Here is a 16,450-nt window from a genome sequence, read left to right as displayed (position 1 = left end):
GCGGGCTGGCTTTAAAAGACCCTTTAAAATTAGAGGTAATTAAAATGGGCGGTATTAGTATTACGCAATTGTTGATCATCGCAGTGATCGTGGTGCTGCTGTTCGGTACCAAAAAACTGCGCACGCTGGGCTCCGATCTCGGCGCCTCGATCAAGGGCTTCAAAAAAGCGATCGGCGACGATACGCCGTCGACCCCCAATACGGCTGAAAAAAGCAGCCTGGATGATGCTGACTTCTCGGCCAAGCCTATTACCGATAAGCAGCCGGAAGTGAAACCGGAAGAGTCGAAGAACAAAGAGCAGGTATAAACCGTGTTTGACATTGGGTTTAGTGAGCTGCTGCTGGTGCTGGTGATCGGCCTGGTTGTTCTGGGGCCGGAACGCTTGCCGGTTGCGGTCAGAACGGTATCGGGCTGGATCCGCGCGCTGCGCTCGCTGGCGGCCTCGGTGCAGCACGAACTGTCTCAGGAGCTGAAGCTGCAGGAACTGCAGGACAGCCTGAAAAAAGCCGAACAGGCCGGCCTGCAGAACCTGACACCGGAGTTGAAGGCGTCGATGGATGAGCTGAAAGACGCGACGGAATCTTTGAAACGCACCTACCGGGGCGAGAAAGAAGAGCTGGCGAACACCATTCATAACCCGCAGGCCATCGATCCGGAAGCTTTGCACGACGGCGTGACGCCGGCGGAAGCGGCAACCAGCGCCAGCGCGCCCGCCGCGGTGCCAAAACCGGCAGTGGAACCTGAAGCCGTCGTGGCGGCGCAACCGGCTAAAGCGCCGGTGGAAACCGTGCCTGCTCCTGTCGAACCTGTTGCGGATAAAACCCCAGCGTCTCACCAACCTAGTGGCGATCGTTAATACATGGCTGTTGAAGATACCCAACCCCTTATCAGTCACCTGATAGAGCTGCGCAAGCGGCTGCTTAACTCGATTATTTGCGTGCTGGCGGTGTTCGTGGTGCTGGTGTTTTTCGCCAACGACATCTACCAGCTGGTCTCTGCGCCGCTGCTCAAGCAGCTGCCGGCCGGGGCGAGCATGATCGCTACCGACGTGGCGTCGCCGTTCTTTACGCCGATCAAGCTGACCATGATCGTCTCGGTGTTCGTCTCTGCGCCGATGATCCTGTATCAGGTGTGGGCATTCATCGCGCCGGCGCTGTACAAGCATGAACGCCGCCTGATGATGCCGCTGCTGGTGTCCAGCAGCCTGTTGTTCTACCTCGGCATGGCTTTCGCCTACTTCATTGTGTTCCCGCTGGCCTTCGGTTTCTTCGCCAAGACCGCGCCAATGGGGGTGACCATTGCGACCGATATCAAAAACTACCTCGATTTCGTCATGGCGCTGTTTATGGCGTTTGGCGTCGCTTTCGAAGTGCCGGTCGCCATCATTCTGCTGTGCTGGAGTGGCGTCACCTCACCGGAAGATCTGAAGAAGAAACGGCCGTATGTGTTGGTTGGCGCGTTTGTGGTCGGCATGTTGTTGACGCCGCCGGACGTGTTCTCGCAAACCCTGTTGGCGATACCGATGTATCTGCTGTTTGAAGTGGGGGTGTTCTTCGCTCGCTTCTATACCGGAAAACGTCGTCCACAGGCGGAAGAAGAAGACGAGGGTGACGAACCCCCAGCCCCCTGATCCATCTTGATTGCTAAGCCGCCCATTGGGCGGCTTTTGCTTTGGAAAAAACCATGTTTGATATCGGCGTTAACCTCACCAGCAGCCAATTCGCCAAAGACCGCGAGACCGTGGTGGAGTGCGCTCGCGCGGCGGGCGTTACCGGGATGTTGATTACCGGCACCGATCTGCCTGAGAGCCGCGAGGCCGCCAAACTGGCGCAGCAGCATGCGGGCTATTGCTGGTCCACCGCCGGTGTGCATCCGCATAACGCCAGCAGCTGGGATGTACACAGCGCCGAGCAGATTTATGCCCTGGCCGCCGGCCCAGAAGTGGTGGCGATCGGTGAATGCGGTCTGGATTTCAACCGCAACTTCTCGACGCCCGCGCAGCAGGAAGCGGCGTTCACTGCGCAGCTGGCGCTGGCGGCGGAGTTGGCACTGCCGGTGTTTCTTCATTGCCGCGACGCACACGCACGTTTTGCCGAGCTACTGACGCCGTGGTTGGATAAACTGCCCGCGGCCGTGGTGCACTGCTTCACCGGCACCGCCGAAGAATTAGCAAGCTGCCTGTCGCTAGGCCTGTCGATCGGGATTACCGGTTGGGTCTGCGACGAGCGGCGCGGCCTGGAGTTGCGTGCCCTGTTGCCGCAGATCCCGGCCGAGCGTCTGCTGCTGGAAACGGACGCCCCTTATCTGTTGCCCCGGGATTTACAGCCTAAACCCGCATCTCGCCGCAACGAACCCTGTTTCCTGCCCCATATCGTGCATCAGGTCGCCGTCTGGCGACAGGAAGAGCCGCAATGGCTGGGGCAAAAAACCGATGAGAACGCCCGCCGGCTATTCCGGCTGGTTTGAGCTAGGAGAAAACTATGAGCTATGCATTTCCGGGTACCTTCCCTGGTCGTCGTATGCGCCGCGTGCGCCGTCATGACTTCAGCCGCCGCCTGGTCGCCGAGAACCAACTGACGGTCAATGACCTGATTTATCCGGTGTTTGTCATGGAAGGCAGTAACCGCCAGGAAGAAGTGGCCTCGATGCCGGGCGTATCGCGCATGACGATCGATCTGCTGATTAAGGAAGCGGAAACCATCGCCAAACTCGGCGTGCCGGTAATCTCCCTGTTCCCGGTGATCGAACCGGGTCTGAAATCGCTGCATGCGGAAGAAGCCTATAACCCAGAAGGGCTGGTACAGCGCACGGTGCGCGCGCTGAAAGACGCGGTGCCTGAGCTGGGCATTCTGACCGACGTCGCGCTCGATCCCTACACCACCCACGGGCAGGACGGAGTGATCGATGAGCAGGGCTACGTGATTAACGACGTGACCAAAGACATTCTGGTGCGTCAGGCGCTGTCTCATGCCGAAGCAGGCGCAGAAATCGTGGCGCCGAGCGACATGATGGACGGCCGTATCGGGGCGATCCGCGATCGTCTGGAACTGCAGGGTTTGGTGAATACCCAGATTATGGCCTACTCCGCCAAGTATGCTTCCTGCTACTACGGTCCGTTCCGCGATGCGCTGGGTTCCAGCGGCAACCTGAAGGGCGGCAACAAAAAAACCTATCAGATGGATCCGGCCAACAGTGACGAAGCGCTGCAGGAGATTGCGCAGGATCTGCAGGAAGGTGCGGACATGGTGATGGTGAAACCGGGCATGCCTTACCTGGACGTGGTGCGCCGCGTGAAGGATACCTTCGGTGTGCCGACTTTCGCTTATCAAGTGTCCGGCGAGTACGCCATGCACATGGCGGCGATTCAGAACGGCTGGCTGCAGGAGCAACCTGCGGTGATGGAGTCGTTGATGTGCTTCAAACGCGCCGGCGCCGACGGCGTGCTGACCTACTTCGCCAAGCGTGTCGCCCAGTGGCTGCACGACGACGCGATGCGCCGCTAAGCGGAACATGAGCCAACAAAAAGGCGCCTGAGGGCGCCTTTTGCATTACATCTTCTGGAACTGTCGGTTGTCGATGCTTTGACTGACCTGCTTGTTGATCAGGTTCAGCAACAACATGGAACGCGCCTCGCCGTCCGGCTCGGTGTAGATCGCCTGCAGCCCTTCGAACACGCCGTCGACGATCAGAACAGTATCCCCCGGCTGTGGGGTTTCCGGATCGACATAGGTTTCGCAGGCGTGCGTGCGCAGTTCATCGATCACCTTGCTCGGGATGACGCTCGGCAACGTGCCGAAACGCACGAAGTGGCTGACGCCACGGGTAGCGCTGATGGTGGTGGTGTGAATGCGCTCCGGGTCGAACTCCACAAACAGATAGTTGGGAAACAGGGGTTCGCTGACCGCGATGCGCTTACCACGCACGATCTTTTCCAGCGTGATGATCGGGCTGAGGCAGTTTACCTGCTGCCGCTCCAGATGTTCCTGCGCTCGCAACAGCTGACCGCGTTTGCAATAAAGTAGATACCAGGATTCCATAGTTTCACATGCCTTTCTGCCAGCCGGTAAGCATATCAAAAGCTATTCCGGATACATAGTGATGCAAGTTTCAGCGTGTAACATCACCTATCTCTATGAATCTGCGGCTATTAGCGAGGGGTCACACACTTATCGATACGGCGCTGGTATAACAGAGGGCTAAAAATTTGTTACCGTCACAGTATGGCAAGGCGTTGCGCTACCGGCTGTGACGCTATTCATCGTTTTCGACCGAGGGAGAAAGAAATGGAGCTGTTTCTGTTGAGCAACGGCAAGCTGTCTGGTGAAGCCGAGCTGCTGGGGTACGCTAAAAGCCAACTGCTGGCGATGATTGCGCGTCGTGGCATCAAATCCGCCGTCTTTATCCCTTACGCCCTGATCCGTTACGACTACGACCAGCGTGCGCAGGAACTGGCGCAAACGCTGGGCATCGAAGTCACCAGCATCCACCACACCGCTTCACCGGCGGCGGCGATCGCGCAGGCGGAATGCATTTTGGTCAGCGGCGGCAATACCTGGTTGCTGAACCAAATGCTGCACGAGCAAGGCCTGATCGTGCCTATCCAGCGCGCGGTGCGCGAGCGTGAAGTGCCTTACGTCGGCTGGAGCGCCGGTTGCAATGTGGCCACGCCGAGCATTCGCACCACCAATGACATGCCGGTGCGCTGCAGCGTGGTGCTGTCGGCGCTGGGGCTGTTCCCGGTACAGATCAACCCGCATTACATCGACGCGCACATCAGCGGCCACATGGGCGAAACCCGTGACGAGCGCCTGGCGGAGTTCTGCGCGATCAACCCGAGCGAATCGGTGGTGGCGCTGCGGGAAGGCAGCCTGCTGCATGTTGAAGGCAATGCGCTGCGTTACTTCAGCGCTAATGGGCAGGGCTTCAAGGTGTTCCGCCATGGCGAGGAGACGCGCGAATATCAGGATACGCGCGCGCTGGCTGCGCTGGTGCCGTTCAACTGCGGCTGAGAGCCACCCGGCAGCGGGCGGCGTTAACAAAATTGCAGCAACAACCGTGAAGAGGGCTTATAATGCCCTCCCCACAGGCCGTTATAATGATCAGCATGAAATACCGTGACTTACGCGATTTCCTCTCGTTGCTGGAGAAGAGAGGGGAACTAAAACGCATCAGCCAGCCGATCGATCCTTACCTGGAAATGACGGAGATTGCCGATCGCACCCTGCGGGCAGGCGGCCCGGCATTGCTGTTTGAAAACCCGAAAGGGTACGACATGCCGGTGCTGTGCAACCTGTTCGGCACCGCCAATCGCGTGGCGATGGGCATGGGGCAGGAAGACATCAGCGCGCTGCGCGAAGTCGGCAAACTGCTGGCGTTTCTCAAAGAACCGGAGCCACCGAAAGGCTTCCGCGATCTGTTCGACAAAATGCCGAAGTTCAAGCAAGTGCTGAACATGCCGACCAAGGTGCTGGGGTCCGCGCCTTGTCAGGAGCAGGTATGGCAGGGTGAGGATGTCGATCTGGGCCGTATTCCGGTGATGCACTGCTGGCCGGAAGACGCCGCGCCGCTGATCACCTGGGGGCTGACGGTGACCCGTGGCCCGCATAAGGAACGGCAAAACCTCGGCATCTATCGTCAGCAGGTGCTGGGCAAGAATAAAGTGATCATGCGCTGGCTGTCGCATCGCGGCGGCGCGCTGGATTATCAGGAGTGGTGCCAGGCGCACCCCGGCGAGCGTTTCCCGGTTGCGGTGGCGCTGGGCGCCGATCCCGCCACTATCCTCGGTGCGGTCACGCCGGTGCCGGATACCCTGTCTGAATATGCCTTTGCCGGGCTGCTGCGCGGCAATAAAACCGAAGTGGTCAAGTGTCTTTCCAACGATCTGGAAGTGCCAGCCAGCGCCGAAATCGTGCTGGAAGGCTATATCGAGCCGGGTGAAATGGCGCCGGAAGGCCCCTACGGCGACCACACCGGTTACTACAATGAAATCGACCAGTTCCCGGTATTTACCATCACGCACATCACCCAGCGTCGCAACGCGATCTACCACTCGACCTATACCGGCCGCCCGCCGGATGAGCCGGCGATCCTGGGCGTGGCGCTGAATGAAGTGTTCGTGCCGATCCTGCAAAAACAGTTCCCGGAAATCGTCGATTTCTATCTGCCACCGGAAGGGTGCTCGTACCGCCTGGCGGTAGTGACCATGAAAAAACAGTACGCCGGCCATGCGAAACTCGTGATGATGGGCGTCTGGTCGTTCCTGCGGCAGTTTATGTACACCAAATTTGTTATCGTCTGCGATGACGACGTCAATGCGCGCGACTGGAACGACGTAATTTGGGCGATCACCACACGAATGGATCCGGCAAGGGATACCGTTCTGGTGGAGAATACGCCGATCGACTATCTGGACTTCGCCTCGCCGGTTTCCGGTCTGGGTTCGAAGATGGGGCTGGACGCCACCAATAAATGGCCGGGTGAAACCGATCGCGAATGGGGCCGTCCGATTCAGATGGATGAAAAGGTACGTGCGCGCGTCGACGAAATCTGGGATGAGCTCGCAATCTTCAGTGACAGGGAACCGACGCTGTAGCGTCAGGCCCTGTTCTCAGCTTTGCATTGATGACCCGACAGAGGGAACGCATGACAATATTGAGCTGTAAAGTGACCTCGGTAGAGGCCATTACCGATACGGTTTATCGGGTACGTCTGGTGCCCGAGCAGCCGTTTTCTTTCAAGGCAGGGCAATATCTGATGGTGGTGATGGACGAGCGCGACAAGCGCCCGTTCTCGCTGGCATCAACCCCGACGCAGCAAGAGTACATCGAGCTGCATATCGGTGCTTCGGAGCTGAATCTGTACGCCATGGCGGTGATGGATCGCATCCTGAAAGAGCAGGCGATCACCGTTGACGTGCCGCATGGCGACGCCTGGCTGCGGGAAGAGGGCAGCCGTCCGCTGGTGCTGATCGCCGGCGGCACCGGTTTCTCTTACGCGCGTTCAATCTTGTTGACCGCGCTGGAGCAGCAGCCCGATCGCGACATTTCAATCTACTGGGGCGGGCGTGAGCTGAAGCACCTGTACGATTTGAGCGAGCTGGAAGCGCTGTCGTTGCAGCATCCGAATCTGAAGGTGATCCCGGTGGTCGAGCAGCCGGAAGCCGAATGGCGCGGCCGCAGCGGCACCGTGCTCAGCGCGGTGCTGCAGGATTTCGGTACGCTGGCGGAGCACGACATCTACATCGCCGGGCGTTTCGAGATGGCGAAAATCGCCCGCGAGCGTTTCTGCGCCGAACGCGGCGCGCAGGAAGCGCATATGTTTGGCGACGCGTTTTCGTTTATCTGACCGAGGCGATACGCAGTGAACGGGGTGGCCGAGGGTCGCCCCGTTTTTATTTGGGCGCCGGCAAACTTCAGGCATAAAAAACCCGCCCCTGACAGGCGGGAAGAACGGCAACTAAACTTGGCGGGATGCCGCGATTTGAAGTGGTGACGCGGTCATCCCAAGATAGACACAGCTAAACGCGTTCAAATACGGTGGCGATGCCCTGGCCTAGGCCGATGCACATGGTCGCCAGACCGAACTGTGCGTCGCGACGTTCCATGTTGTTCAACAGGGTGGTCGAGATGCGGGAGCCTGAACAGCCCAGCGGGTGGCCGAGCGCGATGGCGCCGCCGTTCAGGTTGATCTTGTCGTCGATACTGTCCATCAGCCCCAGATCTTTGATGCACGGCAGCGACTGGGCGGCGAACGCTTCGTTCAGCTCGAACAGATCGATGTCCTGCACGCTCAGGCCGGCGCGTTTCAGCGCCAGCTTGCTGGCCGGCACCGGGCCGTAGCCCATGATGGAAGGATCGCAGCCGACGACCGCCATCGAGCGGATGCGGGCGCGGGCCTTCAAACCGAGCGCTTTGGCGCGCGACTCGCTCATCAGCAGCATGGCGGAAGCGCCGTCCGACAGGGCGGAAGAACTGCCAGCGGTGACGGTGCCGTTGACCGGATCGAACGCCGGACGCAGGGCCGACAGGCTTTCGACGGTGGTTTCCGGGCGAATGACTTCATCGAAATCGTAACGGGTCAGCACGCCGTCGGCGTCGTGGCCGTTGGTCGGAATGATCTCGTTTTTAAAGTAACCCGCCAGCGTCGCTGCATGTGCGCGCTGGTGGGAGCGGGCAGCAAACTCATCCTGCATCTGGCGGCTGATGTTGTGCATCTTGGCCAGCATTTCGGCGGTCAGCCCCATCATCCCGGCGGCTTTTGCCACGCTGCGGCTCAGCCCCGGATGGAAATCCACGCCGTGGTTCATCGGCACATGGCCCATGTGTTCCACGCCGCCGATCAGGCTGACGTGTGCGTCGCCAACCATGATGGCGCGCGCCGCGTCGTGCAATGCCTGCATCGAAGAGCCGCACAGGCGGTTGACGGTCACCGCCGGCACGCGGTGCGGGATTTCGGCCAGCAGTGCGGCGTTGCGGGCGATGTTGAAGCCTTGCTCCAGCGTCTGCTGCACGCAGCCCCAGTAAATGTCATCGATCTCGGCGGCGTCCAGCGCCGGGTTACGGCTCAACACTTCACGCATCAGGTGAGCGGAGAGATCTTCGGCGCGCACCTGGCGGAAGGCGCCGCCCTTGGAGCGGCCCATCGGCGTGCGTACGGCATCAACAATAACTACGTTTTCCATCTTTATGACCTCATGCCGGTTGGCGGGTAGCGACGTCGGACAGCGGTGTCGCCACCGGGTAGTAGCTTTCATTGCGCTCGGCCTTGGCGCGCAGACCGGTCGGCACCTGATACAGGGCGCCGAGGTGTGCGTAACGCTGGGCCAGCTCAACGTAGTTGGCGGTGCCGAGCGTATCCAGGTAGCGGAATGCGCCGCCATGGAACGGAGGGAAGCCGATGCCGTACACCAGTGCCATATCGGCTTCCGCCGGGCTGGCGACGATCTTCTCTTCCAGGCAACGCACCACTTCGTTGATCATCGGGATCATCATGCGCGCAACGATCTCTTCGTCGCTGATGGTCTGGCGCGGTTGGCTCACTTCGGCCAGCAGCGCATCGGTCTGCTCGTCGTTTTCCTTGCGCGGCTTACCTTTGTTGTCCTGGCTGTAGCGGTAGAAGCCCAGCTGGTTTTTCTGACCGAAGCGCTGGTTGTCGAACATCACGTCAATGGCATCGCGATAGTCTTTGCTCATGCGCTCCGGGAAGCCGGCGGCCATTACCGCCTGCGCGTGGTGTGCGGTGTCGATGCCCACCACGTCGAGCAGGTAGGCCGGGCCCATCGGCCAACCGAACTGTTTTTCCATCACTTTATCGATCTGACGGAAGTCGGCGCCGTCGCGCAGCAGCAGGCTGAAACCGGCGAAGTATGGGAACAGCACGCGGTTGACGAAGAAGCCCGGGCAGTCGTTCACCACGATCGGCGTTTTGCCCATGCGGCTGGCGTAGGCCACCACTTTGGCAATGGTCTCGTCGCTGGTTTGTTCGCCGCGGATGATTTCAACCAGCGGCATGCGGTGTACCGGGTTAAAGAAGTGCATGCCGCAGAAGTTTTGCGGGCGCTTCAACGATTTTGCCAGGTGATTAATCGGAATGGTCGAGGTGTTCGACGCCAGAACGGTCTCTTCGCCGATCAGGTTTTCCACTTCCGACAGTACGGCGGCTTTGACCTTCGGGTTCTCCACGACCGCTTCGACGATCACCTGCGCGCGCTCGATGCCGGCGTAGTCCAACGTTGGTTGAATGGTCGACAGCACCTGCGCCATTTTCAGGCCATCCAGTTTGCCGCGTTCCAGCTGCTTATTGAGCAGCTTGGCCGCTTCGTTCATGCCCAGCGTCAGTGATTTGTCGCTGATGTCCTTCATGATCACCGGCACGCCTTTCAGCGCCGATTGGTAGGCGATGCCACCGCCCATGATGCCGGCGCCCAGCACCGCCGCCTGTTTCGGCGCGTCCACATTCTTGGCCAGCTTTTTCGCCTGGCCTTTCACGAACTGATCGTTAAGGAAGATGCCGACCAGCGCACGCGCTTCGTTGGATCGTGCCAACGGCACGAAGCTGGCGGTTTCCAGTTTCAGTGCCTCATCGCGGCCCAGCTTGGCGGCGGCTTCAATGGTTTTCACCGCGGTCATCGGTGCCGGGTAATGTTTACCGGCGGTCTGCAGCACCATGCCTTTGGCGGTGGTGAAGCTCATTGCCGCTTCGATCGGGCTGAGCTTCAGCGGCTCCAGCTTAGGTTGACGCGCGGCGCGCCAGTCCAGCTTGCCGTCGATCGCCTGTTGCAGCATTTTCAGCGCCGCTTCGGCCAGTTTTTCCGGTGCTACCACCGCATCCACCAGGCCGACTTTCAACGCGTCTTTGGCGCTGACGTCTTTGCCGGCGGCGATGATTTCCAGCGCGCTGTCGTTACCCAGCAGGCGTGGCAGGCGGACGGAACCGCCGAAGCCCGGCATGATGCCCAATTTGGTTTCCGGCAGGCCGATGCGCGCGTCCGGTGAGGCGACGCGGAAATCGGTCGCCAGAATGCATTCGCAACCGCCGCCGAGTGCATAGCCGTTAATGGCCGAAATGGTCGGTACCGGCAAATCTTCCAGCCGGTTAAAGACGTTGTTGGCGAATACCAGCCACTCGTGCAGCTTTTCAGCCGGTGCGGCGAACAGAGAAAGGAATTCGGTGATATCGGCGCCGACGATAAACGCGGCTTTGGAGGAGCGCAGCAGCAACCCCTTGAGCTCAGGCTGGTTTTCCAGCACGGTGAGCGCTTCACCCAGGCTGGCGACGGTACGGGTGTCCAGCTTGTTGACCGAGCCTGATGCGTTGAACACCAGCTCGGCGATGCCGTTATCGAGCCAGTGCAGTTGTAATGTTTCGCCTTGGTAGAGCATGTCTATCTCCTGAATCAGCGTATGATCTGGTATGACCAGATGAAAAGGAGTGTGGTTTTTATGTTAAAAATATGCAAATGAGAGATTGCATATTTGCTGGCCGGATCACATGTCGCCAAGTTAGTTTTTTGATTTGAAACGAAGTTATATTTTATGTGCTATCGGCATTTGCTGGAGTGTGTCGGCACTCATACACTTGCTCGCAGCGAATGAACATTCAGACGAGGTTACGCATGACTAAGGCGGCTTGTGTTAAACGCAGCGGCTTGTGGAGCATTCCCGCCAGAACCATGGCGCTGGCGTGTCTGTTGGTGTTTATGGCGCAAATGGCGACGACCGTGTATTTGCCTTCGCTGCCAACGGTGATGCGGGAGCTGGCGATGAGCCGGCGTGTCACCGAGCTGTCCATTTCAATCTTCGTCATCGGCGCCGCCTTGCCGGTGCTGTTTTGGGGCGCGGCCGCCGATCGCTTTGGCCGCCGCGCGCCCCTGACGCTGTCTTTGTTTCTTTTCATTGGCTGCAGCGGGCTGTTGGCGCTGTGCAGCAACGGCGCCCAATTGCTGACGCTGCGTGCGCTGCAGGGCGTGGGTGCCGGCGGTGCGGCGATCATCGCGCGTATCATCGTGCGGGATAACTGGAGCGGTGACGAGCTGGCGCGACGGCTGTCGGTGCTCTCCATCGCTTTTATCACCGCGCTGGGCGGCGGCCAGTTCGTCGGCGGCCTGCTCAGCCAATATTCACACTGGCAGATGGGCTTCGTCTTGATGGGCGCCACCGGTTTGGCCATTCTGGCGCTGATGGCGACGCTGCCGCTGGAGGCAGGGCGCGCTCGTGGGCCACGTCCAGCGATGGCGGCCACCTACTTCGCCATCCTGCGGCGGCCGGGATTTTTTTGGCCGGCCTGCGTCGGTGGGCTGGGTTTTGCCACCACGGTGACACTGCAGGAAGTGAGTCCGTTCGTCATGCAGCAGGGGTTTGGTCTCAACGTCACGGCGTTCGGCGCCCTGGGGCTGGTGATCGGCGTCGCCTACTTCAGCGGGGCGCTGACGGTGAACCGTACGGTGGCGCGTCTCGGCGGGAAAAAACTGATGCAGGCCGGCAGCGGCATCGTGGCGCTGGCGACGGCGGCGATCCTGCTGCTGTGGTGGAGCGGCGTCCTGGCCGGCCTTTCCGGTATGGCGCTGTTCATTGCGCTGTATTGCCTGACCATTTTTGGCCAGGCGGTGCTGTTTCCCAACAGCATGGCGATGGCGGTCAGCGATGCCAAAGAGTACGGTGCCTATGCGATGGCGCTGTGCGGCTTTCTGCAGCAGTGTCTGGCGGGCGTCGCCGCGGCCGGTGCGGTGTTGTTGGAACACCATGGCCTGTGGGCGCTGGCGATAGCGCTGCTCGGTTTGGGCGGCTGGTTAATGGTTAAGCTGCGGATGTAACGGCATTTGCAGGGAATTGCGAGCTGCTCCGCATGCCCAACGCGATGAGGTTGGAGCGTCGGAGCGCTGTGTTAAGATGACTTCTTTCGTGCTAAGGCATAAGGGTACTGTGATGGAAACGCTGGCTTCTTTGTATAACGACCACCTAGCAGAGCTGCAAAAACGCGCGCGCGAAGTGCTGGAGCGCAACAAGTTGGATGCGCTGCTGATTCACTCCGGGGAACTGCAAAAGGTATTTTTGGACGACCATAGCTATCCGTTCAAAGTGAACGCGCATTTCAAAGCCTGGGTGCCGGTGACGTCGGTGCCGAACTGCTGGTTGTGGATAGATGGCGTCAACAAGCCGAAGCTGTGGTTCTACTCCCCGGTTGACTACTGGCACAGCGTAGAGCCGCTGCCGGACAGTTTCTGGACCAAATCCCTTGAATTGATGCCGCTGGCCAACGCCGACGCCATCGCCCAGCAGCTTCCGTCGCAGCGCGAGCGCGTCGGCTATATCGGTTATGCCCAACAGCGCGCCCGCGATCTCGGCATCCCTTCTGAGAACATCAACCCGAAAGCGGTGCTGAACTACCTGGATTTCCACCGTTCGATTAAAACCGGCTATGAGCTGGCCTGCATGCGCGAAGCGCAGAAGACGGCGGTAACCGGCCATCGTGCCGCGCATGAGGCCTTCCTCTCCGGCATGAGCGAATTCGACATCAATCTGGCCTACCTGACGGCGACCGGCCACCGCGATACCGATGTGCCTTACGACAACATCGTGGCGTTGAACGAGCACGCTTCGGTGCTGCACTACACCAAGCTGGATCATCAGCCGCCGGCCGAGTCCCTGAGTTTTCTGATCGACGCCGGGGCGGAATATAACGGCTACGCCGCCGATCTGACGCGTACCTATGCGGCGCAAAGCGGCAGCGAGTTCGCTCATCTGGTGAAAGATCTCAATAGTGAACAGCTGGCGCTGATCGACACCATTAAAACCGGCGTGCGCTATACCGACTACCATGTGCAGATGCACCAGCGCATCGCCAAGTTGCTCAAGAATCACAAACTGGTGAATGGCCTCAGCGAAGAGGCGATGGTTGAAACGGGCATCACCACGCCGTTCCTGCCGCACGGGTTGGGCCATCCGCTGGGCCTGCAGGTGCACGACGCCGCAGGCTTTATGCAGGACGAGCAAGGCACCCATCTGGCGGCGCCGTCCAAGTATCCGTTCCTGCGTTGTACCCGCGTGTTGCAGCCGGGCATGGTGTTGACCATCGAGCCGGGTCTGTACTTCATCGAATCTCTGTTGGCGCCGTGGCGCAGCGGTGAGTTCAAGCAGCACTTCGCCTGGGATCGCATCGATGCGCTGAAACCGTATGGCGGTATTCGCATCGAAGACAACATCGTGATCCATGAAAAGCGTATCGAGAACATGACGCGCGATCTGAACCTGGCCTGATGCGGCCGTACCCGATACCGGCGGAAGCAACCCGCTTTACCGAAGAAATAAAGAAGAGCCGTTTTATCACCCTGCTGGCGCCAACCAGCGGGGTAGAAGCGGCAAAGGCGTTTATTCAGCAGGTGCGGGATGAGCACCCGGCGGCGCGGCACCATTGTTGGGCCTTCGTCGCCGGTAGCCCCGATGACTCACAGCAGCTGGGGTTCTCCGACGATGGAGAACCGTCGGGCACCGCTGGCAAACCGATCCTCGCGCAGCTGATGGGCAGCGGTATCGGCGAAGTGACCGCCGTGGTCGTTCGTTACTATGGCGGCGTCAAGTTGGGCACCGGCGGGCTGGTGAAAGCCTATGGCAACGGTGTTCAACAGGCGTTGAAGCAGCTGGTGTTGGTAGAAAAGGTGCCGGAAGCCGAATATATCTTGCAGTGCGACTATGCGCAGTTGGCGCTGGTGGAGAACTTGCTGCAGCAAACCGCAGGTCGGATCCTGCAGGGCGAATACGGTGCCGCCGTCGTGCTGCATCTGGCGTTGCCGGCCACCGAGGTCGAGCTGTTTGGGAATAAATTGCGTGATCTCAGTCGCGGTAATTTGCAATTAACCCCCATTTCGCAATAATTCCTCCCAATTGAATTGCTAAGGATCGTGCTGAAATGCATTTTCGCGCCATAACCCGTATCGTTGGTCTGCTGGTCATCCTGTTCTCCGGGACGATGTTTATTCCCGGCCTGGTGGCATTGATTTATCGCGATGGGGCGGGGCGCGCGTTCAGCCAAACGTTCTTCGTGGCGCTGACCATCGGGCTGATGCTGTGGTGGCCGAACCGCAAGCAAAAACACGAGCTGAAGCCGCGTGAAGGCTTCCTGATCGTCGTGCTGTTCTGGACCGTGCTGGGCAGCGTGGGGGCATTGCCGTTCCTGTTTTCGGAACGGCCCAATTTGTCGCTGACCGACGCCTTCTTTGAATCCTTCTCGGGATTGACGACCACCGGTGCGACGACGCTGGTGGGGTTGGACTCGCTGCCGAAGGCTATTCTTTTCTATCGCCAAATGCTGCAATGGATGGGCGGCATGGGGATCATCGTGTTGGCGGTGGCGATACTGCCGATACTCGGCGTCGGCGGCATGCAGCTGTATCGGGCGGAAATGCCCGGGCCGCTGAAAGATAACAAGATGCGTCCACGCATCGCCGAAACCGCCAAAACCCTGTGGCTAATCTATGTGTTGCTGACCGTCGCCTGTGCGCTGGCGCTCTGGGGGGCTGGGATGTCGGTGTTCGATGCCATCGGCCACAGTTTCTCGACCATCGCCATCGGCGGTTTTTCTACCCACGACGCCAGTATCGGTTATTACGCCAGCCCGACCATCAACACCATCATCGCCGTGTTCCTGCTGATTTCCGGCTGTAACTACGGCCTGCACTTCGCTTTGCTGAGCGGCCGCAGCCTGAAGGTGTATGGGCGCGATCCTGAATTCCGCATGTTTATCTTCGTTCAGTTGACGTTGGTGGTGGTGTGTACGTTGGTGCTCTGGGGACATGGCGTCTATAAGAGCGGTATGGAAACGCTCAATCAGGCGTTCTTCCAGGTGGTATCGATGGCGACTACGGCCGGTTTCACGACCGACAGCATCGCCAAGTGGCCGCTGTTCCTGCCGATGTTGTTGCTGTGCTCGGCGTTCATCGGCGGTTGCGCCGGCTCGACCGGCGGCGGCCTGAAGGTGATCCGTATCCTGCTTCTGTACCTGCAAGGTTCGCGCGAGTTGAAAAGGCTGGTGCACCCCAACGCGGTCTATACCATCAAATTGGGCAACCGTGCGCTGCCGGAACGCATTCTGGAGGCGGTGTGGGGATTCTTCTCTGCTTATGCGCTGGTGTTTATCGTCAGCATGCTGGCGATCATTGCCACCGGCGTTGACGACTTTTCCGCGTTCGCCGCAGTGACGGCAACGCTCAATAACCTCGGCCCCGGTCTGGGCGTAGTGGCGGATAACTTCACCACGATGCCGGCGGCGGCCAAGTGGGTCCTGGTGGTGACGATGCTGTTCGGGCGCCTGGAAGTGTTTACATTGCTGGTGCTGTTCACGCCAACCTTCTGGCGTGAGTAAGCCTGATATAAGGAGTAGGCCATGAAGGCATTGATACTTTATTCGAGCCGTGACGGGCAAACACGTGCTATCGCTTCTTATATAGCAAGCAAGTTGCAGGACACGCTGCGTTGTGAGGTGATCGATCTGCTGCAGGCAGAACAGGTCGATCTTAACCAGTATCAGCAGGTGATGATCGGCGCTTCTATCCGTTACGGGCACTTTAACCCGGCGCTGGATAAATTCGTCAAGCGTCATGCTGAGCAGTTGAATCGGATGCCGAGCGCATTCTTTGCCGTCAACCTGACCGCGCGCAAACCGGAAAAGCGTTCGCCACAAACCAACGCCTATACCCGCAAGTTCCTGTTGGCTTCGCCGTGGCAGCCAAAACAGTGCGCGGTGTTTGCCGGCGCATTGCGTTATCCGCGCTATCGCTGGTTCGATCGCATCATGATTCAATTCATTATGCGTATGACGGGCGGTGAAACGGATACCAGTAAAGAAGTGGAGTACACAGATTGGCAACAGGTCGACCGCTTTGCCCAGGAATTTAGCCAGATCCAGTACGAAAAGTGACAAAAACGCGGGTTTGGCCAGCGTTTTGCCGAAAAAATC

Annotated in this window: 16 protein-coding genes; 13 read left to right on the top strand and 3 right to left on the bottom strand. The window is 59.3% G+C overall.

Annotated elements, in window-relative coordinates; genetic code table 11:
- Positions 1–44: 44 nt before the first annotated feature.
- The 5 genes from tatA to hemB are packed head-to-tail and all read left to right on the top strand — an operon-like array spanning position 45 to position 3,504.
- A complete protein-coding gene (tatA, locus tag N6G83_RS29235) occupies positions 45–308 on the top strand; it encodes a Sec-independent protein translocase subunit TatA (protein ID WP_004934452.1) in 264 nt (87 codons plus the stop codon).
- 3 nt (positions 309–311) lie between these two features.
- Entirely contained in the window at positions 312–857 is a 546-nt protein-coding gene (tatB, locus tag N6G83_RS29230) for a Sec-independent protein translocase protein TatB (protein WP_025304921.1), read from the top strand.
- A 3-nt stretch (positions 858–860) separates the two neighbouring features.
- Positions 861–1,631, top strand: coding sequence for a Sec-independent protein translocase subunit TatC (gene tatC / locus N6G83_RS29225; protein ID WP_004934456.1), 771 nt, complete (start codon positions 861–863; stop codon positions 1,629–1,631).
- Positions 1,632–1,684: 53 nt separating this feature from the next.
- On the top strand, positions 1,685–2,467 hold the full coding sequence (gene tatD, locus N6G83_RS29220; protein ID WP_141997036.1) for a 3'-5' ssDNA/RNA exonuclease TatD: 783 nt from the start codon (positions 1,685–1,687) through the stop codon (positions 2,465–2,467).
- A gap of 14 nt (positions 2,468–2,481) precedes the next feature.
- Positions 2,482–3,504, top strand: a complete 1,023-nt coding sequence (hemB, locus tag N6G83_RS29215) for a porphobilinogen synthase (protein ID WP_025304923.1) — start codon at positions 2,482–2,484, stop codon at positions 3,502–3,504.
- Positions 3,505–3,549: 45 nt separating this feature from the next.
- On the opposite strand, the gene rfaH is transcribed toward hemB, so the two are convergent.
- The gene (gene rfaH / locus N6G83_RS29210) at positions 3,550–4,038 is read right to left on the bottom strand and encodes a transcription/translation regulatory transformer protein RfaH (protein WP_025304924.1); all 489 of its coding nucleotides are present in this window, start codon (positions 4,036–4,038) and stop codon (positions 3,550–3,552) included.
- Positions 4,039–4,284: 246 nt separating this feature from the next.
- Between rfaH and pepE the strand changes: the two genes are divergently transcribed.
- The 3 genes from pepE (at position 4,285) to fre (ending at position 7,345) form a co-directional block, all read left to right on the top strand.
- A complete protein-coding gene (pepE, locus tag N6G83_RS29205; RefSeq protein WP_260515955.1) occupies positions 4,285–5,010 on the top strand; it encodes a dipeptidase PepE in 726 nt (241 codons plus the stop codon).
- A gap of 86 nt (positions 5,011–5,096) precedes the next feature.
- Positions 5,097–6,593, top strand: coding sequence for a 4-hydroxy-3-polyprenylbenzoate decarboxylase (gene ubiD, locus N6G83_RS29200; RefSeq protein WP_260515954.1), 1,497 nt, complete (start codon positions 5,097–5,099; stop codon positions 6,591–6,593).
- 50 nt (positions 6,594–6,643) lie between these two features.
- Complete coding sequence (gene fre / locus N6G83_RS29195) at positions 6,644–7,345, top strand: NAD(P)H-flavin reductase (RefSeq protein WP_025304927.1); 702 nt, start codon at positions 6,644–6,646, stop codon at positions 7,343–7,345.
- A 172-nt stretch (positions 7,346–7,517) separates the two neighbouring features.
- Here fre and fadA read toward each other — a convergent pair whose 3' ends face one another.
- Together fadA and fadB are read right to left on the bottom strand one after the other, a co-directional pair.
- Positions 7,518–8,681 (bottom strand): acetyl-CoA C-acyltransferase FadA, encoded by a 1,164-nt coding sequence (gene fadA, locus N6G83_RS29190; RefSeq protein ID WP_025304928.1) that lies wholly within the window; start codon positions 8,679–8,681, stop codon positions 7,518–7,520.
- Between the two features lie 10 nt (positions 8,682–8,691).
- Positions 8,692–10,881, bottom strand: a complete 2,190-nt coding sequence (fadB, locus tag N6G83_RS29185) for a fatty acid oxidation complex subunit alpha FadB (protein ID WP_260515953.1) — start codon at positions 10,879–10,881, stop codon at positions 8,692–8,694.
- A 233-nt stretch (positions 10,882–11,114) separates the two neighbouring features.
- On the opposite strand from fadB, the gene N6G83_RS29180 reads away from it, so the two are divergent.
- The 5 genes from N6G83_RS29180 (at position 11,115) to hemG (ending at position 16,411) form a co-directional block, all read left to right on the top strand.
- Entirely contained in the window at positions 11,115–12,311 is a 1,197-nt protein-coding gene (locus N6G83_RS29180; RefSeq protein ID WP_260515952.1) for an MFS transporter, read from the top strand.
- 112 nt (positions 12,312–12,423) lie between these two features.
- Positions 12,424–13,755 carry a Xaa-Pro dipeptidase gene (gene pepQ, locus N6G83_RS29175; protein WP_043137478.1) on the top strand — a complete coding sequence of 444 codons (1,332 nt, stop codon included), beginning with the start codon at positions 12,424–12,426 and terminating at the stop codon, positions 13,753–13,755.
- Complete coding sequence (locus tag N6G83_RS29170) at positions 13,755–14,369, top strand: IMPACT family protein (protein ID WP_016929437.1); 615 nt, start codon at positions 13,755–13,757, stop codon at positions 14,367–14,369. The genes pepQ and N6G83_RS29170 overlap by 1 nt, the downstream gene beginning before the upstream one ends.
- Before the next feature lie 35 nt (positions 14,370–14,404).
- A complete protein-coding gene (gene trkH / locus N6G83_RS29165) occupies positions 14,405–15,856 on the top strand; it encodes a Trk system potassium transporter TrkH (RefSeq protein ID WP_025304932.1) in 1,452 nt (483 codons plus the stop codon).
- A 21-nt stretch (positions 15,857–15,877) separates the two neighbouring features.
- On the top strand, positions 15,878–16,411 hold the full coding sequence (hemG, locus tag N6G83_RS29160; RefSeq protein WP_043137471.1) for a menaquinone-dependent protoporphyrinogen IX dehydrogenase: 534 nt from the start codon (positions 15,878–15,880) through the stop codon (positions 16,409–16,411).
- The last annotated feature ends 39 nt before the right edge of the window (positions 16,412–16,450 follow it).

The sequence above is a fragment of the Serratia sp. PL7 genome (assembly GCF_945957435.1).
The sequence above is the reverse complement of the archived record's forward strand: the minus strand, read 5'-3'. Positions and strand labels throughout refer to the sequence as shown.